The sequence below is a fragment of the Geodermatophilus aquaeductus genome, assembly GCF_900182545.1.
GTDB classification, from domain to species: Bacteria; Actinomycetota; Actinomycetes; order Mycobacteriales; family Geodermatophilaceae; genus Geodermatophilus; species Geodermatophilus aquaeductus.
The window spans coordinates 284,011-307,882 of record NZ_FXTJ01000002.1 but is presented as its reverse complement, the minus strand read 5'-3'; the positions used below and the strand labels follow the sequence as shown (position 1 = coordinate 307,882).

Sequence of the window (23,872 nt, the reverse complement as noted above, 5' to 3'; positions counted from 1 at the left end):
TGCTTAGGTCTCGGCGTGCGTCCTGCCAATTCGGTGGCATCGGGATCCGCGGCGGTTAAGCGAAGGTGGCCGAGCGGAACGCCACCTCACGGAAGGCGTCGAACACCTCCGGAGGCGCGGGGGAGGACCACATCTGGTTGGTGAGCAGCACCGCGGTGGTGCCGGTGACCGGGTCGGTCCACCAGGTGCTGCCCAGGCCGCCGTCCCAGCCGAAGGACCAGGCGTGCCGCCCGCCGGGCTCGTCGGTGCGGCGGACGCCCAGGCCCAGGCCCCACCCGCCGCCCTCGTCGTCGACCGGGCCGGCCTGCTCGGTGAGCATCGCCGCCACCGTGTCCTCGTGGAGCACCGGCTCGCCACCGGCCAGCAGCACCCGCGCGAGGACGGCGAGGTCGTCAACGGTGGACACCAGCCCGTCACCGCCGTCGGGGAAGGCCGGCGGGGCGGCCCACTGGCCGTCGGCGGCGTCGTAGAGCTCGCGGGAGCCGTCGTCGCCCGGCGGCGTCCAGTGCGGCCCGAGGCGGTCGCGCGCGGCTGCGGGCACGCCGAAGCCGGTATCGGTCATCCCGAGCGGGGTGAGCACCCGCTCGGCGAGCACGTCGGGCAGGGGCCGGCCGGCGGCGCGGGCCACGAGGACGCCGAGCACGCTCGCGCCCACGTGGTAGAGCCAGCGCTCGCCGGGCTGGTACGCCAGCGGCACGCCGGCCACCCGGCGCAGCCACTCATCGGGCGGAGGAGCGGCCTGCGGCTGCGGCGGCCCGGCCGGCAGCCCGGTCTCGCCCAGCGCGGCCACGGTCGGCGTGGGCCACGGCGCGGTGAAGTCGATGCCGAGCCCCAGCCGGAAGGTGAGGACGTCGCGGACGGTGATCGGCCGCCGTGCGGGAACGGTCCCGGCGCCGGCGTCGGCGGGGTCGGCCAGCACCACGCGGCCGGCCAGTTCGGGCAGCAGCCGGTCCACCGGTTCGTCGAGGGTCAGCGTGCCGTCGTCGACGAGGGTCAGCGCGGCCGTGGCCACCACGGGCTTGGTCACCGAGGAGAGGCGGAAGACGGTGTCGGGCCGCACCGGGTCCCCGCCGCCCGGGGTGTGCGTGCCCGCCGCGCCCCGGGCCACCTCGCCGTCGCGCCGCACCAGCCACGCGGCGCCCGGCACCGCCCCGGCCGCCACCGCGTCGGCCACCACCTGCTCGATCTCCTCGGCCAGTCCCATGTCCTGTCGACCGGCGCGGGAGCCCGCGCTCATCGGTCGCGGGCGGCCCGGCGCAGCGCGGACAGGTAGCGGCGGGTCGCCAGGCCCTGCACGGCCCGGCTCACCGGGGGCAGGGCGCGGGCGGCCGGCGTGGCCAGCCGGGAGAACACCCGGATGGTGACGACGACGTCGCCGCCGTCGGTGAGCCGCACGGTGAAGCACTCCTCGCCGCTCTCCGGGTGGCCGGGCAGCGTGCCGTAGGCGAAGCCGCGCTCGTCACCGGTCGTGGACGCCCACACGACGCGGCACGGGATGTCGTAGCCCAGCTTCGGCAGCCCGGCGGTGAGGACGACGACCGTGCCGACCTCACCCGGGGAGCCGGTGGCGCGGACACGCAGGCCCGTGCTGCGCTGCGGTGTCCAGGCGAAGATCGCCGCCGAGACCCGCTCGAACGTCTCCCGCCCGGTGCCGACCACCTCGGTCCACTCGCCGGGCAGGTAGCTGGCCGGGAGCTCGGCGGCGCGCGTGGCGCCGACCTCGGCGTAGGTGAGCGGCACGTCGCGCAGGCCCTCGGGCGACACGACCCGGAACAGGCCCATGGGCCCAGTCTGGACCGGCGTAGGTTGTCCGGCACTGTGTTGCCCGCCGTCACCGCCACCCGCTACGTCACCCCGCTGCGCGAGGGCGGCTCGCTGCCCGGGCTCATGGAGGCCGACGACCTCGGGACCTACGTGGTCAAGTGGCGGGCGGCCGGGCAGGGCGTGCGGGTGCTGGTGGCCGAGGTGGTGTGCGGCGAGCTGGCCCGGGCGCTGGCGCTGCCGGTGCCCGCGCTGGTCACCGTCGACGTCGTCCCGGAGCTGGCCGTCGGCGAGCCCGACCCGGAGGTGCAGGAGCTGCTGCAGCGCTCGGCCGGGCGCAACCTCGGGCTGGACTACCTGCCCGGTGCGCTGGACTTCGAGGCCGGCGTGGGCGAGGTCGAGCCCGAGCTGGCCGGGCGGGTGCTGTGGTTCGACGCGCTCGTGGGCAACGTCGACCGGTCCTGGCGCAACCCCAACATGCTGTTCTGGCACGGCCGGCTCCAGCTCATCGACCACGGCGCCGCGCTGACGTTCCACCACCACTGGCCGGGCGCGCCGGCCGCCGTCGCGCGGCCCTACGACGCCGCGCAGCACGCCCTCCTCGAGTGCGCGCCCGACCTGCGGGCCGCCGACGCCGACCTCGCGCCGCGGGTCAGCCGGGCGCTGCTGGAGCGGGTGCTGGCGCAGGTGCCCGACGACTGGCTGGAGGGCCCCGAGCCCGACGAGCCGCCGGCCGCCGTCCGCGAGCGCTACGTCGCGCAACTGCTGGCCCGCCTCGCCGCCCGCGACGCCTGGCTGCCCGGCGTGGTGGCCGCGGCCGCCGCCGGGGGAGGCCGCCGCCGGGCGCCGCGCGGGGAGAACCGGCCGGCGTGGCTCGGCCCGCCCCCGCCCGAGGGGGTGCGGCAGCGGTGAGCCGGGAGACCTTCGAGTACGCCGTCCTGCGGGTGGTGCCGCGGGTGGAGCGGGGCGAGGCGCTCAACGCCGGCGTCCTCGTCTACTGCCGCCAGCGCGACTACCTGGGCAGCCGCGTGCACCTCGACGTCGACCGGCTGCGCGCGCTGGACCCGACGGCCGACCCCGCCGCCATCGGGCGGGCGCTGCAGGCCGCCGCCGACGTCTGCGCCGCCGACCCCGCGGCCGGCGCCGCCGGGCGGGAGGCGCTCGGCTCGCGCTTCCGCTGGCTCACCGCGCCCCGCAGCACGGTCGTGCAGCCCGGCCCGGTGCACACCGGCCTCACCGAGGACCCCGACGCCGAGGCCGACCGCCTGCTGCGCCTGCTGGTCCTGCCCGTCTCGGACTAGGGGAGCAGCTCGTCGATCCGGCGGGCGAGCTCGAGGTCGAGGGCGCTCACGCCGCCCGCGGAGTGGCTGACCAGCGTCAGGTGCAGCGTCCGCCAGCGCAGGTCGACGTCGGGGTGGTGGTCCATCTCCTCGGCGACGTCGGCGATCGCCACGATGCCCGCCACCGCGGCGCGGAACGAGGACAGCTCGACCGTCCGGTGCAGGCCGGTGACGTCCCCGGACCACTGCGGCAGGGCGCGCAGGCCCGCCGTGACCTCGTCGGGGGACAGGCGCGGGGGCCGGGGCACGTCAGGCACTCCTAGACGTGCAGGCCGCACTCGGTCTTGCCGCGGCCGGCCCAGCGGCCCGCGCGCGGGTCCTCGCCCGGCGCGACCGGACGGGTGCACGGGGCGCAGCCGATCGAGGCGTACCCGATCTCCTGCAGCGGGTTGACCGGCACCTGGTGCTCGGCGATGTAGGCGTCGACGTCGTCCTGCGTCCAGGCCGCCAGCGGGTTGACCTTGACCATCCCGCGCTTGGCGTCCCAGTCGACGACCCGCGTGCCGGCGCGGGTGGCCGCCTCGTCGCGGCGCACGCCCGAGCCCCACGCGGTGTAGCCGGCCAGCGCGGCGGCCAGCGGCTGCACCTTGCGCAGCGAGCAGCACAGGTCCGGGTCGCGGTCGTGCAGCGCCGGGCCGTGCTCGGCGTCCTGCTCGGCGACCGTCCGCGGCGGTGTCACGTTCATCAGCGTGATGGGCAGGACGCTGCTGATCCAGTCCCGCGTGCCGATCGTCTCGGCGAAGTGGTAGCCGGTGTCGAGGAAGACCACGTGCACGCCGGGCACCGCGCGGGAGGCCAGGTGCGCGAGCAGCCCGTCGGCCATCGAGGAGGTGACGGCGAAGTCGTCGCCGAACGTCTCCCCGGCCCAGCGCAGCACGGCGAGGGCCTGCTCGACCGGGTCGGCGATGCCCTCGAACCGGGCGTCGGCGTCGGCGGCGAGCTCCGGCGTCGCCTGGATGGCCCTGGCCGTTCCTGCAGCCGTCACTCCTGCACCCCCGTCGCGATCAGGCGGACCGAGAAGGCCCGCAGACAGGCACCGCAGCGCCACCCGCCCTCGTCGTGCGGGGTCAGGTCCTCGTCGCCGCAGTACGGGCAGTGGAACACGGGAAGCTGGCGCTGCCTTCCCGACGGCGCCGGCTCCTCCTCGGTCACAGGAGCACCGTCACAGCAACCAGGCCTCCTCGGCGCGGGAGACGTAGTGGGCGAAGGACTCGCCGGGGGTGCGCCGCTCGAGGAAGCCGCGCAGCAGCCGCTCGCAGTAGTCGGCGGTCTCGGCCTTGGTCACCTTGTGGCCACGGAACTTGCGGCCGAAGGTGGCCTCCACGCCGAGGTGCCCGCCGAGGTGCACCTGGAAGCCCTCGACCATCTCGCCGTTGTCGTCGCGGACCATCGAGCCCTTGAAGCCGATGTCGGCGGTCTGGAACCGGGCGCAGCTGTTCGGGCAGCCGTTGACGTTGATCCCGATGGGCGTGTCGAAGTCCGGGAGCCGCTTCTCCAGCTCCGCGTAGAGGTCCTGCGCGTGCTGCTTGGTCTCGACGATCGCCAGCTTGCAGAACTCCAGGCCCGTGCAGGCCATGGTCCCGCGGCGGAAGGCGCTCGGCCGCACCTGCAGGTCGTGCTCGGCGAGGGCCTCGACCAGCTCCTCGACCTGCTCGTCGGGCACGTCGAGGATGACCAGCTTCTGCTGCGTCGTCGTCCGGATGCGGCCCTGCCCGTAGCGGTCGGCGAGGTCGGCGATCGTGGTGAGCAGCGAGCCGCTGATCCGGCCGGTGCGCAGCGCGAAGCCGACGGCGTTGTGGCCGTCCTTCTGCCTCGAGACGCCGACGTGGTCGCGCTGGTCGTGCTTCGCCGGCGCGGGCGCCGGGCCGTCGGGCAGCGCCTCCTTCACGTACTCGTCCTGCAGCACCTGGCGGAACTTCTCCGGGCCCCAGTCGGCCATGAGGAACTTGATCCGGGCGCGGTTGCGCTGCCGGCGGTAGCCGTAGTCCCGGAAGATCGAGGTGCAGGCGGCCCACACGTCGGTGACCTGGTCGGGCCGGACGAACACGCCGATCCGCTGGGCGAACATCGGGTTGGTGGACAGGCCGCCGCCGACCCACAGGTCGTAGCCGGCCTCGCCCGCCTCGTTCACCACGCCGACGAACGAGACGTCGTCGATCTCGGGCTCGGTGCAGTGGTCGACGCAGCCGGACATCGACGTCTTCCACTTGCGCGGCAGGTTGCTGAACTCGGGGTTGCCGACGTACTTGGCGACGGTCTCGCTGATGACGTCGGTGGCGTCGATGACCTCGTCCTCGAGGATGCCGGCGAGCGGGCAGCCGAGCATGACGCGCGGCACGTCGCCGCAGGCCTCCATCGTGCTCAGGCCCACCGACTCCAGCCGCCGCCAGATCTCGGGCACGTCCTCGATGCGGATCCAGTGGTACTGCACGTTCTGCCGGTCGGTGACGTCGGCGACGTCGCGGCCGAACTCGGTGCTGATGCCGCCGAGGACCCGGAGCGCGTCGCTGGTCAGCTGCCCGCCGTCGATGCGGGCCCGCATCATGAAGTAGGAGTCCTCGAGCTCCTCGGGCTCCAGCACGGCGGTCTTGCCGCCGGGGATGCCCTGGGCGCGCTGGGTGTAGAGGCCCATCCAGCGCATGCGCCCGCGCAGGTCACCGGGGTCGATGCCGTCGAAGCCGGTCTTGGAGTAGATGTCGAGGATGCGCTGACGGACCTCGAGCCCGTCGGAGTCCTTCTTCATCCGCTCGTTGGGGTTCAGCGGCTCCCGGTAGCCGAGCGCCCACTGGCCCTGGCCCCGCTGGGGCCGGTTGCTCGTACGCGGAGGAGCGGACACGGTGCACTTCTCTCTGCGCCGGCCGCGCCGGTCTGCACCCGCGCGGAGGCGCTGCCAGGTCGGTTCGCGGCCGGGGGCCGCAGGGAGGACTGGTGGTCAGCGCGCGGCGCGACAGGCGGCGCTGCTGACCAGGGCGAGGTCGATGTGCAGACGCGCGACGAGCAGACTGCCGCGATCCGTCACGCCCCCGATGGTCTCACACGCGGGGCGAGAGCCGGTGCGCGCTCAGGCGGGCTCGTCGCCGAAGGAGCGCCACGCGCTCTCGACGGCGGCGAGCTCGGCGACGTGCCCCGGCAGCTTCCCGGCGACGACGTCGGCGAGGGTGACCTCCTCGAGCACCCGCCGGTACGCGGCGCGCGCGGCGACCCACACGCTGGCCAGCTCCTCCGCGGCGCCGGGGTAGCTCACGTCCTCGGGGCGCTGGCCGTGCACCTCGGCCAGGAAGCCCTGCTCCACCCGCATGACCCGGGCGATCGAGATCTCCGACGGCGGCAGCGCCAGGCGGTAGCCGCCCTCCCGGCCGCGCTGGCTGGTGACCAGCCGGGCGTGCTGCAGGTCGCCGAGGATCCCCTGCAGGAAGCGTGAGGGCAGGCCCTGGTTGGTGGCGATGCGGTCGCAGGTCAGGGCACCCGGCGCCGCCGCGGCCAGCTCCACGGCCGCGCGGACGGCGTAGTCGACCCGGGCTGTGATGCGCACGGGGGCCATCCTGCCTGGTCTGCGAGGGTGACGGTGTGTACCGGTTGCGCTTCACCACCGTCGTGGCGGCGCCGCTGACCGTGGCGTTCGACGTCGCACGGGCCCTCGGCCGGCCCTGGCCGTTCCCGCTGCAGGAGGTCGAGTCGGTCCGCCCGGTGCGCGACCTCTACGCCGCCGGCCCCCGTCGCGGCCTGCGCCGGCTCACCCACGAGCGGCGGTTCACCGCCACCGGCGCCGGCACCGTCGTCGAGGAGGAGGTGGCCTGGGAGACCGGGCTGCCGGGCGTCCTCGGCCGCCTCGCCGACCGGGCGGTCCTGCGCCGGAGGGTCCGCCGCGCCATGCACCGGCACCTCGACGGCTACGCCGCCGCGGCCGCGGTGCGCGCCCTCGACGTCGTCCAGGTGGTGGGCGCCGCCGTCGTCCGGGGGGACCGGGTGCTGGTCGCCCAGCGCGGGTCCGGGCCGCTGGCCGGCCTGTGGGAGTTCCCCGGCGGCAAGGTCGAGCCGGGGGAGGACCACCTCGCCGCCCTGGCGCGCGAGTGCGCCGAGGAACTCGGGGTCGTCGTCGTGCCGCAGGACTTCCTCGGCGAGGTGCTGCTGGACGGCTCCGTGGCCGGCGGGGTGCCGGGGAGCTCGACCCTGCGCGTGTGGTCAGTGCGGCTGGCCGACGGCGAGCCGGTGGCCCGCGAGCACCGGGAGCTGCGGTGGGCGTGCGCCGCCGACCTCGAGGAGCTCGACTGGATCGCCGCCGACCGCCCGTTGCTGCCCGCCGTGCGGGCGGTCCTCGCCTCCTGAACCTCGCGTCGTGAACGTCGCCCCCTGAACGCGCCAGAGGCGCCGTTCCCGGTCGGGGACGGCGCCTCTGGTGAGGTGCGGGGACGGCCTACTTGAAGACGTCCTTGACCTTCTCGCCGGCCTGCTTGAGGTTGCCGGCGGCCTTGTCGTTGGCGCCCTCGGCCTGCAGGTCGCGGTCACCCGTGGCCTCGCCGACGCGCTCCTTGCCCTCGCCCGTGACTTCCTGGGCCTTGTTCTTGAGCTTGTCGATGCCGCTCATGGTGAGCTCCTCTCCCTCGGTGCTCACCGTCGGTTACCCGGGCGTAGGGTCGTTACACCCGGGTCGCCCGAGTGGCGGAAGTCCTCCGGGGTGGACGACTGCGGACCGCAACTCATGCGGTGCGTGGCTCCGTCGACCGTCGCTGTTGTGGGACGACGGCGGCACTCGTGAGCCTCGGTCACAAATCGGTTGCGGACGTGGACGGTCTCCGTCAGGCGTGCCTAGGGTCGCCACGGCGTTCCGGATCCGTTCCGTGGAGTTCACCCGGAGGGCGCCGGTTCCCGGCCAGTGCGCCCGGGTGCGCAGTGGCCCGGCACGCAGACCTGTCCGATCCCCCCGCAGACGCGGGACGAGGGAGGCATCGCACGTGAAGTTGAGCAAGCGCCGGTCGGCGCTCCTGGCGGCCGGCCTGTCCGGTGCGCTGCTGCTGTCCGCCTGTGGGGGCAGCGACGACAGCGGGTCCGGTGAGGGCTCCGGTGGCGGCGAGGGTGGTTCCTTCAGCATCTACATCGGTGAGCCGGAGAACCCGCTGATCCCGGGGAACACGAGCGAGACCGAGGGTGGCCAGGTCGTCGACTCACTGTGGACGGGCCTGATCGAGTACGACACCGAGACCAATGCGGCCGCCTTCACCGGTGTCGCCGAGTCGATCGAGTCCGATGACGCGACCACCTGGACGGTCACGCTGAAGGACGGTTGGACCTTCCACGACGGCAGCCCGGTCAACGCGCAGTCGTTCGTCGACGCGTGGAACTACACGGCGTACAGCCCCAACGCCCAGGGGAACAGCTACTTCTTCTCGAACATCGTCGGCTACGACGAACTGCAGGCGCCGACGGACGCGGACGGCAACCCGACCGGCGAGCCGGCGGCCAACGCGATGAGCGGCCTGCAGGTCGTCGATGACCTGACCTTCACCGTCCAGCTCAGCAGCCCGTACGCGCAGTGGCCGACCACCACCGGCTACACGGCCTTCTACCCGCTGCCCCCGTCCTTCTTTGAGGACCCCGCGGGCTTCGGTGAGCAGCCGGTCGGCAACGGTCCGTTCCAGGCCGAGGAGGCCTTCGTGCCCGGCCAGGGCATCACCCTGACCCGGTACGACGACTACGGCGGCGATCAGCCCGCCAACGCGGACTCGGTCGACTACGTCGTCTACGCCGAGCTGGACACCGCGTACACCGACCTCCAGGGCGGCAACCTCGACATCGTCGACACCCTGCCGCCGGACGCCATCGCCTCGGCCGAGTCCGAGTTCGGTGACCGCTACATCGAGACGGAGCAGGGCGACATCACCTCCCTCGGCTTCCCGACCTACGACGCGCGGTTCGCCGACCCCAACGTGCGCCGCGCCTTCTCGATGGCGATCGACCGTGAGGCGATCACCGAGGCGATCTTCAGCGGTACGCGCACCCCGGCGACGTCGTTCATCAGCCCGGTCGTCCCGGGTCACCGCGACGACGCCTGCGACGCCTGCGAGCTCGACGTCGACGAGGCCAACCGACTGCTTGACGAGGCCGGCTTCGACCGCAGCCAGCCGGTGGACCTGTGGTTCAACGCGGGTGCAGGTCACGACGCGTGGATGGAGGCCATCGGCAACCAGCTGCGGGAGAACCTCGGCATCGAGTACGTCCTCCAGGGCAACCTCGACTTCTCCGAGTACCTGCCGCTGCGCGACGCGAAGGGCATGACCGGCCCGTTCCGAGACGGCTGGATCATGGACTACCCGGTCGCCGAGAACTTCCTCGGCCCGATCTACTCCACCGCCGCGCTGGCGCCTGCCGGGTCGAACACGAGCTTCTACAGCAACCCCGAGTTCGACGCTCTGCTGCAGCAGGGCAACGCGGCTGCGGACGACGAGGACGCCATCGCCGCCTACCAGGCGGCGGAGGACCTCCTCGTCCGCGACATGCCGGAGGCCCCGCTGTGGTACCGCCTCAACCAGGGTGCCCACTCGGAGCGGGTCGACAACGTGATCATCAACGCGTTCGGCCGCATCGAGGCCGCTGAGGTCACGGTCGTCGGCTGACCCTCTCGCAGGACCCGCACGACCCGCCGGGGGCGCCGTCCGGACAGGACGGTCGCCCCCGGCGGCGCGCGTGCTCCTCGCCAGGGGCACGATGAACCACGTGTCGCCACCCCGCGTGGTGCCACGTCGACTCGAGGGGGGACATGGGCCGCTACGTCGCGCGCCGCCTGCTTCTCACCATCCCGGTCTTGCTCGGCGCGTCTTTCTTGATCTTCGCGATGGTGTACGCGCTTCCGGGTGACCCCATCCGTGCGCTCGGCGGAGATCGGCCGCTGTCGCCGGCGGTCGTCGCCCAGCTGCGCGAAGAGTTCAACCTGAACGACCCGCTGGTCGTCCAGTACGTCAAGTACCTCGGTGACCTGATCCAGGGCGACCTTGGCACGGACTTCCGTGGGCGTGAGGTGCTCGACACGATCAGCCAGCGCCTCCCGGTCACCATCAAGCTGACCGTGGTCGCGATCCTGATCGAGACCGTCATCGGCATCGTCGCTGGCGTCCTGGCCGGCATCCGCCGCAACGGCTTCCTGGACAACCTGGTGCTCGTCTCGAGCACCATCGTGGTGTCGGTCCCGATCCTGGTACTCGCCTTCGTGGGCCAGTACGTCCTGGGTCTCCAGTTCGGCTGGTTCCCCGTCTCGGGCATCAACGAGGGGTGGTACAGCTACCTGCTGCCCGGCCTGGTGCTCGCCGCGGGTTCTCTGGCCTACGTCGCCCGTCTGACGCGGACGAGCGTTGCCGAGAACATGCGTGCTGACTACGTCCGGACGGCGCGGGCCAAGGGCCTCCCCAGGCGAACGGTCATCCTCCGTCACACCTTGCGCAACAGCCTCATCCCGGTGGTCACCTTCATCGGAGCCGACATCGGCACGCTGATGGGTGGCGCGATCGTGACCGAGTCCGTCTTCAACCTGCCGGGCGTCGGCCGAGCCATCTTCGACTCGGTCCGTGCCCAGGAGGGAGCGGTCGTCGTCGGGATCGTGACGCTGCTCGTCTTCTTCTTCGTCTTCTTCAACCTGGTGGTCGACGTCCTGTACGCCGTCCTCGACCCGAGGATCCGCTATGACTGATCAGCAGCAGGCCGACCTGCTCCACGACGAGGTCGAGGCAGGAACGACGACCGGCCTGGCCAGTCCGTCGGTCGACGTCACCAAGGAGCGGCAGAACAGCCTGTGGAGCGACGCCTGGGGACACCTCAAGCGCAACCCGCTGTTCTGGATCGGCGCCGTCCTGGGCCTGGTGTTCCTCCTGATGGCCATCGTCCCGCAGGTGTTCGCGCGCGGCGCCGACCCCCGGGCGTGCAACCTGTCGAACAGCCAGCAGAAGCCGTCGGCCGAGCACTGGTTCGGGTTCGACCAGCAGGGCTGTGACTACCTGGCCAACGTCGTCTACGGTGCGCGCAACTCCCTCATCATCGGCCTGCTGGCCGTGTTGGTGATCCTCGTGCTCGGTCTCCTCGTCGGGGCGGTCACGGGCTTCTACGGAGGGCTGCTCGACAGCCTGCTCTCCCGGTTGACGGACATCTTCTACGCGGTGCCGTTCATCCTGGGTGCGATCGTCGTCCTCCGCAGCGGTTTCCTCGGCCGAGGCGTCGCCGCGGTGGCGGTCGCGCTCGCCATCTTCGGCTGGATGACGGCGATGCGGCTCGTGCGTTCGCAGGTGATCGCCGTGAAGTCCTCGGACTACGTCGCAGCGGCCCGGGCGATGGGGGCGTCCAACGGGCGCATCCTCATCCGGCACATCCTGCCCAACGCGGTGGCGCCGGTGCTCGTCTACACGACCATCACGATCGGGGTGCTGATCGCTGCCGAGGCCACGCTGACCTACCTGGGGGTGGGCCTGCAGCGGCCGGCGATCTCCTGGGGCCTGCAGATCAGCGCCGGTCAGTCGCTGCTGCGCACCTCGCCGCACCTGGTGTTGTTCCCCAGCATCATCCTGACCCTGACCGTGATGGCCTTCATCATGATGGGCGACGCTCTGCGTGACGCCCTGGACCCGAGGCAGCGCGCATGACCCGACCCGACCTGTCCAAGGCGACCGCTCCCGTTCCGGCCGACGGGAGGCCCGTCCTCGAGGTCGACGACCTGCACGTCGAGTTCCGGACCCGATCAGGCGTCGTGCACGCGGTCAACGGTGTGAGCTACAGCCTCACGCAAGGCGAGACCCTCGCCATCCTCGGGGAGTCCGGATCAGGCAAGTCGGTCTCGGCACAGGCCATCATGGGGATCCTCGACAGTCCTCCGGCGGTCATCACCGGCGGCGGGATCTGGTTCGAGGGCACGGACCTGCTCACCCAGCCGGAGGAGGAGCAGCGCAAGGTCCGCGGCCCCGGCATCTCGATGATCTTCCAGGACGCGCTGTCGTCGCTGAACCCCGTCTACAGCGTGGGTTTCCAGATCGGCGAGATGTTCCGGGCCCACCGGGGGATGAGCAAGAAGGACGCCCGCAAGCGGGCCATCGAGCTCATGGACCGGGTGCGCATCCCGGCCGCCGCGCGCCGCGTCGACGACTTCCCGCACCAGTTCTCCGGCGGCATGCGCCAGCGCGTCATGATCGCCATGGCCATCGCGCTGGACCCGCGGATCCTCATCGCCGACGAGCCCACCACCGCCCTCGACGTCACCGTGCAGGCGCAGGTCATGGACCTGCTCAAGGACCTGCAGGCAGAGACGGGGATGGGGCTGATCCTCATCACCCACGACCTCGGCGTGGTCAACGAGGTCGCCGACAACGTGGCGGTCATGTACGCCGGCGAGATCGTCGAGCGGGGCACCGTCGACGACGTCTTCACCCGCCCGGCCCACCCCTACACCGACGGCCTCATGAGCTCGGTGCCGCAGGTCGAGGCCAAGGGCGGACGGCTGCAGCCGATTGTCGGCCAGCCGCCGAACCTGGCCCGCATCCCCAGCGGCTGCCCGTTCCACCCGCGCTGCTCGCGGCGCCGGCTGGGCGCGGAGGCCGCGCCCGGCCGCGAGTGCTCGACCGACGTCCCGCCGCTGCGGCTGGTCGTCCCGGGCCGCGAGGCGGCGTGCCACTACAGCGAGGAGGTGCTGGGTGTCCGAGCCCAGTGAGCACGGCGCCACCGCGGCGTCGTCCCTGCCGGCGGCCGTCCCGGGCGACCACGTGCACTCGTCCCTGACCAAGCTGACGTCCGGCGGAGCGGCGACCGGCTCCCGGGGCGAGATGGGGGAGGCACTGCTGGAGGTCCGCGGGCTGCAGAAGCACTTCCCGCTGACCCAGGGCATCGTCTTCAAGCGCACCGTCGGCCACGTGCGCGCCGTCGACGGCGTCGACCTCACCCTGCGCCGCGGCGAGACCGTCGGCCTGGTCGGCGAGTCCGGCTGCGGCAAGTCGACGGTGTCGAAGCTGATCGTGGCGCTCGAGCGGCCGACCGCCGGGTCGATCTTCTTCAAGGGCAAGGACGTCGCTCGCATGGGCGGCCGCGCGCTCAAGGAGTACCGGCGCGAGGTGCAGATCATCTTCCAGGACCCCTACGCGTCGCTGAACCCGCGCATGACCGTCGGCGACATCGTCGCCGAGGGCTGGTCGGTGCACTCCGACGTCGCCCCGAAGAAGGGCCGGCTCAAGCGCACCCAGGAGCTGCTCGACCGCGTCGGCCTCAACCCCGACTACGTCAACCGCTACCCGCACCAGTTCTCCGGCGGCCAGCGGCAGCGCATCGGCATCGCCCGGGCCCTGGCGCTGCAGCCGGAGGTCATCGTCTGCGACGAGCCGGTCTCGGCGCTCGACGTCTCGGTGCAGGCCCAGGTGGTCAACCTGCTCGAGGACCTGCAGGACGAGCTCGGGCTGTCCTACCTGTTCATCGCCCACGACCTGTCGGTGGTGCGGCACATCTCCGACCGGGTCGCGGTCATGTACCTGGGCAGCATCGTCGAGGAGGGCACCGCGGAGGAGGTCTACTCCGCGCCGTCGCACCCCTACACCCAGGCGCTGCTGTCGTCGGTGCCGCTGCACGAGCCGCACCTGCGGGGGCAGAAGGACCGCATCCTGCTGCAGGGCGACGTGCCCAGCCCGGCCGACCCGCCCTCGGGCTGCCGGTTCCGCACCCGCTGCTGGAAGGCGCAGGACGTCTGCGCCACCGACCCGCCGGCGCTGGTCGACCGCGGGCAGGGCCACCCCTCGGCCTGCCACTTCGCCGAGGCCCGCACGGTCGTCCCGGTCGACGCCGAGTGATCCGGTCGACGGAGCGGTGACCGTCCTCGGACGGTCACCGCTCCGTCGGCGTTCCCGGTCGCGGTGGGACACTGCCTTCCCGTGACCGCCGACCGCCGCCTGCTGCTCGTGCACGCCCACCCCGACGACGAGACGATCAACAACGGCGCCACGATGGCCCGATACGCCGCCGAGGGGGCGCAGGTCACGCTGCTCACCTGCACCCTGGGCGAGGAGGGCGAGGTCCTCGTCCCCGAGCTGGCGCAGCTGGCACCCGACCAGGCCGACCAGCTCGGCGGCTACCGCATCGCGGAGCTCCGGGCGGCCATGGAGGCGCTCGGCGTGACCGACTGGCGGTTCCTCGGCGGCCCGGGCCGCTACCGCGACTCCGGGATGATGGGGACGCCGGCCAACGGCAAGCCGCGCGCCTTCTGGAACGCCGACCTCGACGAGGCGGTGGGCCACGCGGTCGCCGTCGTCCGCGAGGTCCGGCCGCAGGTCGTGGTCACCTACGACGAGAACGGCGGCTACGGCCACCCCGACCACATCCAGGCCCACCGGGTCGCGATGGCCGCCGTCGAGCGCGCCGCCGACCCCGCCTGGCGCCCGGAGCTGGGGGAGGCCTGGGACGTCGTCAAGGTCTACTGGTGCTGCACGCCGCGCTCGGTGCTGCGGGAGGGCGCCGAGGCGATGGCGTGGCTGGGGGAGGCCTCGCCGTTCGAGCAGCTCGGCGAGATCGACGAGATCCCCTTCGCCGTCCCCGACGAGCTGGTGACCGCCGCCGTCGACGGCCGCCCGTACGCCGGCCGCAAGGACGCCGCCATGCGCGCGCACGCCACCCAGATCACCGTCGACGGGCCGTTCTTCGCGCTGTCGAACAACTTCGGCCAGGAGGTGCTGGGCATCGAGCACTACCGGCTGGTGCGCGGGGAGCGCGGGCCGGCCGGCGACGCGCCGCACGGCTGGGAGGACGACCTCTTCGCCGGTCTGGACGCGTGAGCGGGCCGCTCCGGCTGGTCCTCGGCGCCCTCGGGGCGGTGCTCGCCGCCGGCTGGCTGGCGCTGGTCGAGGTGTTCTGGCTGCCGCTGCGGGTGGCCGGCGTCCTCGTGCCGCTGTCGGTGCTGGTCGCCGTCGTCGGCAACTACCTGCTCGTCGTCGGCGCGCTGCGGCTCACCGGCTCGCGCGCCGTCGCGGTGCTGCCGGCCGTCGTCTGGCTGGTGGTGGCGGTGGGCGCCACGATGCGCCGGCCCGAGGGGGACCTGGTCGCCGTCGGCGGGGGCGGGCTCGGGGCGGTCACCCTCGCCTTCCTCGGCCTGGGCGTGCTGGCCGCGGCGGTCGCCGTCGGCCGGGTGCTCGCCACACCCCGCGGGCCGGTCGTCCCGCGGACGTGACCCTCAGCCCGGGGTGCGCTGCCGCGGCACCGCGCCGCGCACCGCGGCGCCGGCCAGCCAGGCGGGGAACCGCTCCGCCGGCATGGGGCGGGCGACGTGCCAGCCCTGCGCGACGTCGCAGCCCATCCGGCGCACCGCCTCCAGCGTCGCGGCGTCCTCCACGCCCTCGACGACGAAGGTCATCCCCAGGTCACGGGCCAGCTGCCGGGTGCTGCGCACGATCGCCGCGGCCCGCGGGTCCCGGGTCAGCGAGGTGACGAAGCTGCGGTCGAGCTTGAGCTCGTCGACCGGGAGCGCCCGCAGGTAGGTCAGCGAGGAGTAGCCGGTCCCGTAGTCGTCCACCGACAGCCGCACGCCCAGCCGGCGCAGGTCGGCCAGCACCTGCTGGCTGCGCGCGGCGTCGGCCATGAGGACGTCCTCGGTGATCTCCAGGACCAGCGCCTCCGCCGGCACGCCGCGGGTCTCCAGCAGCAGAGCCACCTGGTCGGGCAGCGCGAGGTCCTGCAGGTTCGACACCGACAGGTTCACCGCCAGCGACAGGTCGTGCCCGGCGTCGCGCCAGGCGCGGACGTCGAGCAGCGAGCGCTCGAGCACCCGCAGCGTGAGGCGGCGCATCAGGCCGGCCTGCTCGGCCAGCGGCAGGAACACGTCGGGGGTCAGCAGCCCGCGGGTGGGGTGCTCCCACCGCACCAGCGCCTCGACGCCGGTCACCCGGCCGGTGCGCAGGTCGAGCTTGGGCTGGTGGTGGGGGACCAGCTCCTCGGTGTCGAGCGCCGCGCGCAGCTCCTCGAGGGTGCGCAGCCGGTCGCGGGAGTCGGTGGTGCCCTCCGGCGTCCAGACGCGGGCGCCGTGCCGGCCGCGCTTGGCGCGGTACATGGCGGTGTCGGCGCGGGCCAGCAGCAACGAGCGGTCCCGGCCGTGCTGCGGGCACAGGGCGACGCCGATGCTGGCGTCGACGTGCAGCGGCTGGCCGTCGAGGACGAACGCCTCGCGCAGCGCGCCGCCGAGCCGCTCGGCGACGTCGCGGGCGCGGGCCTCGTCGGCGTCGGGTAGCAGGACGGCGAACTCGTCACCGCCCATCCGGGCCAGCAGGTCGCCGGGCGCCAGCGCCCGCTCCAGCCGCGGGCCGACCAGGCAGAGCAGGTCGTCGCCGACGCTGTGGCCGAAGCTGTCGTTGATCTCCTTGAAGCGGTCGAGGTCGATCATCAGGACGGCGCACGAGCGGTGCGGCTCGGCGTAGATCGTCCGCTCGACCAGCTCGGTGAACCGGCGCCGGTTGGCCAGCCCGGTCAGCGGGTCGTGGTGGGCCTCGCTGGCGAGCTGGGCCAGCCGCAGCTGCTCCACGGCCCGCAGCGCGGCGTTCTCCACCACGAGGGCGCCCTCGAGCGTCACGCGGTGCACCGCCTCGCGGACCGCCGGGGACCAGTGGTGCGAGCGGCCCACCGAGCCGGAGACGACCATCCCCAGCAGCTTGCCGCCGGCCAGCAGCGGGACGGTGACGTAGGAGCGCAGGCCGAGGGAGGCGACGAGGTCGGCCGGGAGCAGGTCGCAGGCCGCGGCGTCCTCGACGAAGACGGGACGGCGCTCCTCGGCGATCCGCCGCCACAGCGGCACATCGCCCACCGGCCGGCCGCCGACCCGCGCGGTGAGCACGTCGCGTGCCTCGGGCGACCAGCCGACCAGCCGGATCCCGTCCACGCGGCCCTCGTCGTCGACGAGGTAGGCCGCGCCGCGGTCGGTCCCGGCCAGTCCCTGGACGGCGGCAGCGAGCACCTCGGCGGCCTCGGCCACGCCGGTGGCGCCGGCGCCGTCGACCAGCAGCCGGCGGACGGCGGAGGCGACGACGAGCTCGTCGGCGCGGGCCTGCGCCGCGCGCGCCTGCTCGACCACCCCGCCGAGGTGCGCGCCCGCGGCGGAGGCGAGCCGGCGCACCTCCTCGGAGAAGGGGCGCAGCTCGGTGCTGTCGAGGGTCAGGACGCCGACCGCCCCGGGCGCACGGCCCAGCGGCACGGCGAGCAGCGAGCCGATCGAGAACGCCTCGACCCACCAGTCGGGGAGCAGCTCGCTGCCGCGGTCGGCCGAGGCCGGCTCCCCGGTGCGCAGCACCCGCTCGACCAGGCCCATGGCCGCCGGGGCGCTGCGGAACCGCCGCCAGGTGGCGCGGTCGCGGCGGCCGTCGGCGTAGCGGGCCATGCGCGGCACGAGCCGGCCGTCCTCGAGAAGGAACACGCAGGCGCGGTCGACGCCGCCGAGCGCGGCCAGGCGCTGGCAGGCGGTGGCGAGCAGGGCGTCGACGGAGGGGGCCTGGGTGGCAGCCTCGACAATCTCCAGCAGGGTCTCGGCGGAGTCCAGCCGGCGGCGCTCGGCCCGGCGGGCCCAGGCGTCGGCCAGCGGCTGCGCCAGCGCGGCCGCGGTCCGCTCCACGCGCACGTCGTCGCCGCAGCGGGCGGGCTCCACGACCAGGACGCCGAGGACGCCGCGGGTCCCACACACCACGGGCGTGCCCGCGGCGTCGTGCACGCCCAGGGCGGCGAGCTCGGTGGCCTCCGGGCCCCGGTCGCCGGGCTGCACGACCAGCCGCCGGCGGTCGCGCACGAGGGTGGTCAGGAAGGGCGACCGGCTGACGGCGAGCGGGACGCGCACGGTGGCGTTGCGCGGCGTGCCGCCCTCGCCGACGGACTGGGCGAACGGCACGCCGAGGTCGGTGTCGGCCTCGTGGAACCAGACGGAGACGCGGTCGGCGCCCAGGGCGAGGCGCAGCGAGCAGAGCCGGTGCTCCAGCGCGGCCTCGGCGTCGAAGGGCGAGACGGGCCACACCGGCACCGGTCCCCGGGGAGAGGTCCGATCGGTCACGTCGGTTGTGATCGGCCGCGTTCCGGATCCCTTGAGACGTGGAGCACTCGTCCCCCTCGCGCGGGGTGGGACGACCGTCAGTCCGGTGCCCACCGGTAGTGGTAGCGGTGGTGCTCGACGTAGCCCGACCGCCGGTACAGCGCCCGCGCCGCCGCGTTGGACGCCGTCACCTGCAGGTAGACCCAGCGCGCCCCGCGCTGCGCACCCCACCGGGTCAGGGCCGCCATCACCGCGGTGGCCAGGCCGCGGCGGCGGGCGTCCTCGGCGACGGTGACCGCGCTGACGCCCAGCCAGTCGTCGGTGACCACGCCGCGCCCGACGGCGACCGGTGCGGCGTCCGGGTCGGGTCGCACGGCCGCGAAGACGGCGTCGGGGGCGTTGACCAGGACGGCGCGCGCCGTGTCCGGGAGCGCGTTGCCCAGGTGCCGGTAGGCGCCGAGCCAGCCGTCGTCCGGGCCGGGGGAGAGCTCCACGGGAACGGCGGGACCGGGGCCGGGGACCAGGGGAGCGGTGAGCACGAGGACGTCCTCGTCGCGGGTCCAGCCGGCGTCGGCGAAGGCCGCGTCGGCGGTCCGTGCCTGGACGCCGGGCAGGGCGGCACCGGGCCGCAGGCCGCGGTCGCGGTACCAGGCGGCCACCACCCCGACCGCCTCCGGCAGGGGCCGGCCGGGGTCGCCGGTGACCAGCACGGTGTTCGCCCGGCCGGTGAACCCGCCCCCGGCCCGCAGCAGCCACCCGCCGAGCGGCTCCTCGTCGGCGCCGCGCCAGCCGCGGGCGGCGAGCCGTTCCAGGTCGGCGACACCGAGGGGCGAGCGGCTCTGTCCCATGAACCGATCCTGCGGGGTCCGCTCCGGGCTCCCCCGACCGGGGGCGGCCGGGTCCACCCGTCGCGTCCCACCGCGCCCGGCAGGGCCATACTGACGTCAGACACGCGCAGTCCGGCGGGCGGCCGGACCGCTGCCCGCACGTCCCCCGGGAGGACCCACCGTGACCTACGTGATCACCCAGGCCTGCGTCGACGTCCTCGACAAGGCGTGCATCGACGAGTGCCCGGTGGACTGCATCTACGAGGGCGAGCGGATGCTCTACATCCACCCCGACGAGTGCGTCGACTGCGGTGCGTGCGAGCCGGTGTGCCCGGTGGAGGCCATCTACTACGAGGACGACGTCCCGGACAAGTGGAAGGACTTCTACAATGCCAACGTGGAGTTCTTCTCCGACCTCGGCAGCCCCGGCGGCGCGGCCAAGACCGGGAAGATCGCCAAGGACCACCCGCTGGTGGCGGCCCTCCCGCCGCAGGGCGAGGGACACTGACGGCCACCCCGGGGACGGCGGCCGGCCACCGGCTGCCCGACTTCCCCTGGGACGCCCTCGAGGCTGCCCGGGCCCGCGCCTCGCAGCACCCGGACGGCATCGTCGACCTGTCCATCGGGACGCCGGTCGACGAGACCCCGGAGGTGCTGCGCGCCGCGCTGGCCGCCGCCGGGGACTCACCGGGCTACCCGCCGGCCCTGGGCACCCGTGAGCTGCGCGAGGCGGCCGCGGCGTGGCTGCGGCGCCGCCTCGGCGTGACCGTCGCCGACCCGCTCGCCGGCGACCCGTCGGTCATCCCGACGATCGGCTCCAAGGAACTCGTGGCGCTGATGCCCACGCTGCTGGGACTGCGCGAGGGCACCGTCCTCATCCCGGAGGTCGCCTACCCGACCTACGAGGTCGGCGCGGTCCTGTCCGGCCTGGCCGTGCGCCGCACGGACACCCCGCCCGACGACGCCGCCGGCGTGGTCCTGGTCTGGCTGAACTCCCCGGGCAACCCGCACGGGCGGGTGCTGTCCGACGACGAGCTGCGCACCTGGGCGGCGTGGGGCCGCGCGCACGGCGTGCCGGTCGTCGCCGACGAGTGCTACGCGACGCTGGGCTGGGACGTGCAGCCGCGCTCGCTGCTGCACCCCGAGGTCGCGGGGGAGGACCACACCGGCCTGCTCGCGGTGCACTCGCTGTCCAAGCAGTCCACGGCGGCCGGCTACCGCGCCGGGCTGCTGTCGGGGGACCCCGGGCTGGTCCGGCAGGTCTGGGAGGTGCGCCGGCACCTCGGGCTCCTGGTGCCCGGCCCGGTCCAGGCGGCGATGACCGCCGCGCTCGCCGACGACGCGCACGTCGACGCCCAGCGCGAGCGCTACCGCGGCCGCCGGGAGCGGCTGGCCGCCGCGGTGCGCGCCACGGGCGCGCGGATCGACCACTCCGAGGCGGGCCTGTACCTGTGGGTCACCCGCGACGAGGACTGCTGGACGACGGTCGACTGGCTGGCCGGCCTCGGCATCGTCCCGGCGCCCGGCTCCTTCTACGGCCCGGCCGGCTCACGGCACGTGCGCATGGCGCTGACCGCCACCGACGAGCGCATCGACGCCGCGGTGCAGCGCCTCACCGCCTGAGCCCCTGCTAGCCGGCCGCAAGCGGCCGTCAGTCCTGCGCCAGAGCACCGCAAGGGCTCCGCGACACGGTGGTCGCACCCCGCCGGGCAGTCCGCCCGGCCCGTCGCGGAGGCCCTGCCGTGTTCCTCGTGCTGTTCCTGCTGTTCCCCGTCGCCGTCCTCGTCGCGCTGCTCGCCCTCGAGGCGCGCCTGCACCGCAACCGCAGCCTCGCCGGCTCGGCGGGGATGCCGACGGCCTTCGACCGCCCCGAGCTCTACGGCAAGGGCCGCAACCGCGTGCACTGACTCAGCCGCAGTTGCGCTCGCGGTCGTCGGAGCGCAGCGCCACCGTGAGCGACTGAGCGAAGCCGTCCCAGCGCTGGTAGGCCTCGGGGAAGCCGGAGCGCTGCACGATCTGCGCGGCGTCGGTGAGGCGCATCGTGTCCCACCCGGGCACCCGCACCAGCCGGTCGTAGAACTGGCCGGCCGCGTAGACCGGGTCCTGCACCTGCTGCGGCGTGCCCCAGCCCTGCGAGGGCCGCTGCTGGAACAGGCCCAGGGAGTCCCGGTCGCCGTAGTCGAGGTTGTGCAGCGTCGACTCCTGCATCGCCGTGGCCAGCGCGATGACGATCGCCCGCTCGGGCAGTCCGCGCTGCCGGGCGACGTCGGCGATGGTGCGGGCGTTGGCCCACTGGTCGGCGGCGAGGGTCACCGAGGTGGCCGGGACGGTGCACAGCGCCGTGGTCGGCGGGGGCTCGGCGGCCTCGGACCCGTCGGCGCGCCAGGACAGCGCGAACACCACGACGACGGCCAGCACGTAGGCCGGCCACCAGGTCCGCAGCGCCGCGGCGCCGCCCCGGCGGCCGGGAGGGCGCTTGGCGGCGGGCCGGCCGGCCCCGGCCCGCTTCGGCGCGGCCCGCTTCGGCGCGGCCCGCTTCGGCGCGGGCCGCTTCGCCGGGGACCGCTGGGGAGCCGGGCGGCGGGGCGGGGCCGTCCGTGCGCTGGTCATCGCCGACGACTGTAGGTGGGCTCCCCGGCCGGACCCCGGATCCCGCGGGAACACACGGGTGTCGTGGGACGGGTGCGGTCGCTACGGTGACGCCCGCCTCCCCGCCGACCCTCCCAGGAGACCCGCATGCCCGACGTCCTGCTGCCCGGGATCGCAGCGACCCGCGTGCCCACCGCGCGGCTCACCCAGAACGTGCTGCACCCGGAGGGCGTCGACCCGGCGGGGCCCGGCGAGGCGCTGCTGTTCGTCCACGGCAACGTGAGCTCCGCGCTGTTCTGGCAGCAGACGATGCTGGCGGTGCACGACACCGGCCGGCACCGGGTGCTCGCCGTCGACCTGCGCGGCTACGGCGGCACCGACCCGCTGCCGGTCGACGCCCGCCGCGGGGTCGGCGACTGGGCCGACGACCTCGGTGCGCTGCTCGACACCCTCGGCCTCGACCGGGTGCACCTGGTCGGCTGGAGCATGGGTGCCGGCGTGGTCCTGCGGCACCTGCTCGACGCGCCCGGCCGTGTCGCCTCGGTGACGCTCGTGGCGCCCGTGTCGCCCTACGGCTTCGGCGGCACCGTCGGCGCCGAGGGCCGGCTGCTGGCCGACGACGGCGCCGGCTCCGGCGGTGGCGCGGCCAACCCAGAGTTCGTGGCGGCCATCGCCGCCGGCGACACCACCGACGCGGCCGCCACCAGCCCGCGCTCGATCCTGCGGACCTACTACGTGGCGCCCGGCTCGCTGCCGCTGGACCCGGCGCTGGAGGACGTCTTCGTCGACTCGATGCTGTCCACCCGTACCGGCACCGACAACTACCCGGGCGACGCCGTCCCGAGCGAGACCTGGCCCGGCACGGCACCCGGCCCGCGCGGGGTGCTCAACACGATGGCGCCGACGGTGTTCGACGTCTCCGGCGTCGTGGACCTGCCCGCCAAGCCGCCGGTGCTCTGGATCCGCGGCGACGCCGACGCGATCGTCTCCGACACCTCGGTGTTCGACCTGGCCTTCCTCGGGCAGCTCGGCGCGGTGCCGGGTTGGCCGGGCGCGGAGGTCTGCCCGCCGCAGCCGATGGTCACCCAGACCCGCGCGGTGCTCGACCGCTACGCGGCCTCCGGCGGCGCCTACCGCGAGGTCGTGCTGCCCGGCGTCGGGCACTCGCCGCACGTCGAGCGGCCGCAGGAGTTCGTCGTCGCGCTGCTCGAGCACCTCGACGCGCCCGCCACGGAACCCGCGAACCTCACCTGAGGTGCATCTCCGCGGAAGTGCGCGGTGCACTTCCGCGGAGATGCACCTCAGTCGTTGGCGTGCAGGGCGGCGTTGAGCGCGCCCCAGTCACCCGAGCGCGGCAGCGCCTCGAGCGCGCCGGAGACGCTGTTGCGGCGGAACAGCAACCCGTCGCGGCCGGAGAGCTCGCGGGCCTTGACCACCGAGCCGTCGGGCAGGGTCACGCGCGAGCCGGCGGTGACGTAGCAGCCGGCCTCGACGACGCAGCCGTCGCCGAGGGAGATGCCGATGCCGGCGTTGGCGCCCAGCAGGCAGCCGCTGCCGATCGACACGACCTCCTTGCCGCCGCCGGACAGCGTGCCCATGATCGACGCGCTGCCGCCGATGTCGCTGTCGGCGCCGACGACGACGCCCGCGCTGATCCGGCCCTCCACCATCGAGGGGCCCAGCGTCCCGGCGTTGTAGTTGACGAAGCCCTCGTGCATGACCGTCGTCCCCTCGGCCAGGTGGGCGCCCAGCCGCACCCGGTCGGCGTCGGCCACCCGCACGCCGGCGGGCAGCACGTAGTCGACCATCCGCGGGAACTTGTCCACCGAGAGCACGGTCAGGCTCCCGTGCGCGGCGCGCAGGGTCGCCCGCCGGGCCGGCGTCAGGTCGGTGGCCAGGACCGGGCCGGCGCTCGTCCACGCGACGTTGGCCAGCAGGCCGAAGACACCGTCGAGGTTCAGCTCGCGCGGGCGGACCAGGCGGTGCGAGAGCAGGTGAAGCCGCAGGTAGACGTCGTGGGTGTCGACCGGCGGGGCGTCGAGGTCGGCGATCACCGTGCGGACGCCGACCACCTCCACGCCGCGGGTGTCGTCGGTGCGCACCAGGCCGGAGAACTCGTGGCCGAGCTCGCTGCCGAGCTCCAGCGTGCCGAGCTGGTGGGTCCCGGCCGCCCCGCGGTCCCCGCCGAGGGCGGGGGACGGGTACCAGGTGTCCAGGACGGTGCCGGAGGAGGTGATGGTCGCGATGCCGGCGGCGGAGGCGGAGCGGGCGGCGGGAGCGGTCACGCTCCGGACGCTACCCAACCGAGCTTGCCGTTCGGCCTCGTCCCGAGGCTCGCCGCGAGCTCGCGA

The 23,872-nt window shown here is 74.2% G+C and carries 26 protein-coding genes; 14 read left to right on the top strand and 12 right to left on the bottom strand.

The features are described 5' to 3' along the window. Nucleotides 1-55: 55 nt before the first annotated feature. Both FN207_RS06575 and FN207_RS06570 read right to left on the bottom strand, forming a co-directional pair. Complete coding sequence (locus tag FN207_RS06575) at nucleotides 56-1,204, bottom strand: serine hydrolase domain-containing protein (RefSeq protein WP_185938219.1); 1,149 nt, start codon at nucleotides 1,202-1,204, stop codon at nucleotides 56-58. Nucleotides 1,205-1,233: 29 nt separating this feature from the next. Beyond that, a complete protein-coding gene (locus FN207_RS06570; RefSeq protein ID WP_142457526.1) occupies nucleotides 1,234-1,782 on the bottom strand; it encodes a DUF1990 domain-containing protein in 549 nt (182 codons plus the stop codon). A 36-nt stretch (nucleotides 1,783-1,818) separates the two neighbouring features. Here FN207_RS06570 and FN207_RS06565 point away from each other — a divergent pair, with 36 nt between their 5' ends. Both FN207_RS06565 and FN207_RS06560 read left to right on the top strand, forming a co-directional pair. Then, nucleotides 1,819-2,673, top strand: coding sequence for a HipA family kinase (locus FN207_RS06565; RefSeq protein ID WP_142457525.1), 855 nt, complete (start codon nucleotides 1,819-1,821; stop codon nucleotides 2,671-2,673). After that, nucleotides 2,670-3,062, top strand: coding sequence for a DUF3037 domain-containing protein (locus FN207_RS06560; RefSeq protein ID WP_142457524.1), 393 nt, complete (start codon nucleotides 2,670-2,672; stop codon nucleotides 3,060-3,062). The genes FN207_RS06565 and FN207_RS06560 overlap by 4 nt, the downstream gene beginning before the upstream one ends. On the opposite strand, the gene FN207_RS06555 is transcribed toward FN207_RS06560, so the two are convergent. The 5 genes from FN207_RS06555 to FN207_RS06535 all read right to left on the bottom strand — a co-directional run bounded on the left by FN207_RS06555 (nucleotide 3,059) and on the right by FN207_RS06535 (nucleotide 6,642). Continuing rightward, on the bottom strand, nucleotides 3,059-3,349 hold the full coding sequence (locus tag FN207_RS06555; RefSeq protein ID WP_142457523.1) for a 4a-hydroxytetrahydrobiopterin dehydratase: 291 nt from the start codon (nucleotides 3,347-3,349) through the stop codon (nucleotides 3,059-3,061). The two genes, FN207_RS06560 and FN207_RS06555, sit on opposite strands and share 4 nt — an antisense overlap. 11 nt (nucleotides 3,350-3,360) lie before the next feature. Beyond that, the gene (locus tag FN207_RS06550) at nucleotides 3,361-4,086 is read right to left on the bottom strand and encodes a phosphoadenylyl-sulfate reductase (RefSeq protein WP_246065815.1); all 726 of its coding nucleotides are present in this window, start codon (nucleotides 4,084-4,086) and stop codon (nucleotides 3,361-3,363) included. Continuing rightward, the gene (locus FN207_RS06545) at nucleotides 4,083-4,253 is read right to left on the bottom strand and encodes an Insertion element protein (protein ID WP_142457522.1); all 171 of its coding nucleotides are present in this window, start codon (nucleotides 4,251-4,253) and stop codon (nucleotides 4,083-4,085) included. Before FN207_RS06545 ends, FN207_RS06550 begins: the two co-directional genes overlap by 4 nt. Before the next feature lie 10 nt (nucleotides 4,254-4,263). After that, a complete protein-coding gene (locus FN207_RS06540) occupies nucleotides 4,264-5,937 on the bottom strand; it encodes a nitrite/sulfite reductase (RefSeq protein ID WP_142457521.1) in 1,674 nt (557 codons plus the stop codon). Nucleotides 5,938-6,162: 225 nt separating this feature from the next. Continuing rightward, entirely contained in the window at nucleotides 6,163-6,642 is a 480-nt protein-coding gene (locus tag FN207_RS06535; RefSeq protein ID WP_425459846.1) for an RrF2 family transcriptional regulator, read from the bottom strand. 26 nt (nucleotides 6,643-6,668) lie between these two features. On the opposite strand from FN207_RS06535, the gene FN207_RS26175 reads away from it, so the two are divergent. Further along, the gene (locus FN207_RS26175) at nucleotides 6,669-7,427 is read left to right on the top strand and encodes a (deoxy)nucleoside triphosphate pyrophosphohydrolase (protein ID WP_185938218.1); all 759 of its coding nucleotides are present in this window, start codon (nucleotides 6,669-6,671) and stop codon (nucleotides 7,425-7,427) included. Nucleotides 7,428-7,515: 88 nt separating this feature from the next. Here the strand turns inward: FN207_RS26175 and FN207_RS06525 are convergent, their stop codons facing one another. Then, entirely contained in the window at nucleotides 7,516-7,713 is a 198-nt protein-coding gene (locus tag FN207_RS06525) for a CsbD family protein (protein ID WP_246065814.1), read from the bottom strand. Nucleotides 7,714-8,053: 340 nt separating this feature from the next. Between FN207_RS06525 and FN207_RS06520 the strand changes: the two genes are divergently transcribed. The 7 genes from FN207_RS06520 to FN207_RS06490 all read left to right on the top strand — a co-directional run bounded on the left by FN207_RS06520 (nucleotide 8,054) and on the right by FN207_RS06490 (nucleotide 15,273). Beyond that, nucleotides 8,054-9,712 carry a peptide ABC transporter substrate-binding protein gene (locus FN207_RS06520; RefSeq protein WP_221888076.1) on the top strand — a complete coding sequence of 553 codons (1,659 nt, stop codon included), beginning with the start codon at nucleotides 8,054-8,056 and terminating at the stop codon, nucleotides 9,710-9,712. A gap of 143 nt (nucleotides 9,713-9,855) precedes the next feature. Beyond that, nucleotides 9,856-10,779, top strand: a complete 924-nt coding sequence (locus FN207_RS06515; protein WP_142457519.1) for an ABC transporter permease — start codon at nucleotides 9,856-9,858, stop codon at nucleotides 10,777-10,779. Continuing rightward, nucleotides 10,772-11,722, top strand: coding sequence for an ABC transporter permease (locus tag FN207_RS06510; RefSeq protein ID WP_142457518.1), 951 nt, complete (start codon nucleotides 10,772-10,774; stop codon nucleotides 11,720-11,722). The genes FN207_RS06515 and FN207_RS06510 overlap by 8 nt, the downstream gene beginning before the upstream one ends. Then, nucleotides 11,719-12,780: an ABC transporter ATP-binding protein gene (locus FN207_RS06505; protein WP_142457517.1), complete on the top strand. Its 1,062-nt coding sequence runs from the start codon at nucleotides 11,719-11,721 to the stop codon at nucleotides 12,778-12,780. Before FN207_RS06510 ends, FN207_RS06505 begins: the two co-directional genes overlap by 4 nt. Next, nucleotides 12,764-13,903, top strand: coding sequence for an ABC transporter ATP-binding protein (locus tag FN207_RS06500; protein ID WP_246065813.1), 1,140 nt, complete (start codon nucleotides 12,764-12,766; stop codon nucleotides 13,901-13,903). The genes FN207_RS06505 and FN207_RS06500 overlap by 17 nt, the downstream gene beginning before the upstream one ends. A gap of 81 nt (nucleotides 13,904-13,984) precedes the next feature. Continuing rightward, nucleotides 13,985-14,881 (top strand): N-acetyl-1-D-myo-inositol-2-amino-2-deoxy-alpha-D-glucopyranoside deacetylase, encoded by an 897-nt coding sequence (gene mshB, locus FN207_RS06495; RefSeq protein WP_142457516.1) that lies wholly within the window; start codon nucleotides 13,985-13,987, stop codon nucleotides 14,879-14,881. Continuing rightward, nucleotides 14,878-15,273, top strand: coding sequence for a hypothetical protein (locus FN207_RS06490; RefSeq protein WP_142457515.1), 396 nt, complete (start codon nucleotides 14,878-14,880; stop codon nucleotides 15,271-15,273). Before mshB ends, FN207_RS06490 begins: the two co-directional genes overlap by 4 nt. A gap of 3 nt (nucleotides 15,274-15,276) precedes the next feature. On the opposite strand, the gene FN207_RS06485 is transcribed toward FN207_RS06490, so the two are convergent. Together FN207_RS06485 and FN207_RS06480 are read right to left on the bottom strand one after the other, a co-directional pair. Next, nucleotides 15,277-18,126 carry an EAL domain-containing protein gene (locus tag FN207_RS06485; RefSeq protein ID WP_185938216.1) on the bottom strand — a complete coding sequence of 950 codons (2,850 nt, stop codon included), beginning with the start codon at nucleotides 18,124-18,126 and terminating at the stop codon, nucleotides 15,277-15,279. Nucleotides 18,127-18,203: 77 nt separating this feature from the next. Next, nucleotides 18,204-18,953 carry a GNAT family N-acetyltransferase gene (locus FN207_RS06480; protein ID WP_142457513.1) on the bottom strand — a complete coding sequence of 250 codons (750 nt, stop codon included), beginning with the start codon at nucleotides 18,951-18,953 and terminating at the stop codon, nucleotides 18,204-18,206. A gap of 160 nt (nucleotides 18,954-19,113) precedes the next feature. On the opposite strand from FN207_RS06480, the gene fdxA reads away from it, so the two are divergent. From fdxA to FN207_RS26170, 3 genes are all read left to right on the top strand, one after another. Beyond that, the gene (fdxA, locus tag FN207_RS26635; RefSeq protein ID WP_075012384.1) at nucleotides 19,114-19,440 is read left to right on the top strand and encodes a ferredoxin; all 327 of its coding nucleotides are present in this window, start codon (nucleotides 19,114-19,116) and stop codon (nucleotides 19,438-19,440) included. Beyond that, entirely contained in the window at nucleotides 19,437-20,555 is a 1,119-nt protein-coding gene (gene dapC / locus FN207_RS06470; RefSeq protein ID WP_221888108.1) for a succinyldiaminopimelate transaminase, read from the top strand. Before fdxA ends, dapC begins: the two co-directional genes overlap by 4 nt. Nucleotides 20,556-20,674: 119 nt before the next feature. Next, nucleotides 20,675-20,839, top strand: a complete 165-nt coding sequence (locus FN207_RS26170; protein WP_185938215.1) for a hypothetical protein — start codon at nucleotides 20,675-20,677, stop codon at nucleotides 20,837-20,839. A 1-nt stretch (nucleotide 20,840) separates the two neighbouring features. Here FN207_RS26170 and FN207_RS27260 read toward each other — a convergent pair whose 3' ends face one another. After that, the gene (locus tag FN207_RS27260) at nucleotides 20,841-21,542 is read right to left on the bottom strand and encodes a hypothetical protein (protein WP_142457511.1); all 702 of its coding nucleotides are present in this window, start codon (nucleotides 21,540-21,542) and stop codon (nucleotides 20,841-20,843) included. Nucleotides 21,543-21,668: 126 nt separating this feature from the next. Here FN207_RS27260 and FN207_RS06460 point away from each other — a divergent pair, with 126 nt between their 5' ends. Beyond that, nucleotides 21,669-22,775, top strand: coding sequence for an alpha/beta hydrolase (locus FN207_RS06460; RefSeq protein ID WP_142457510.1), 1,107 nt, complete (start codon nucleotides 21,669-21,671; stop codon nucleotides 22,773-22,775). Between the two features lie 47 nt (nucleotides 22,776-22,822). Here the strand turns inward: FN207_RS06460 and dapD are convergent, their stop codons facing one another. Beyond that, complete coding sequence (dapD, locus tag FN207_RS06455) at nucleotides 22,823-23,806, bottom strand: 2,3,4,5-tetrahydropyridine-2,6-dicarboxylate N-succinyltransferase (RefSeq protein WP_142457509.1); 984 nt, start codon at nucleotides 23,804-23,806, stop codon at nucleotides 22,823-22,825. Between the last annotated feature and the right edge of the window lie 66 nt (nucleotides 23,807-23,872).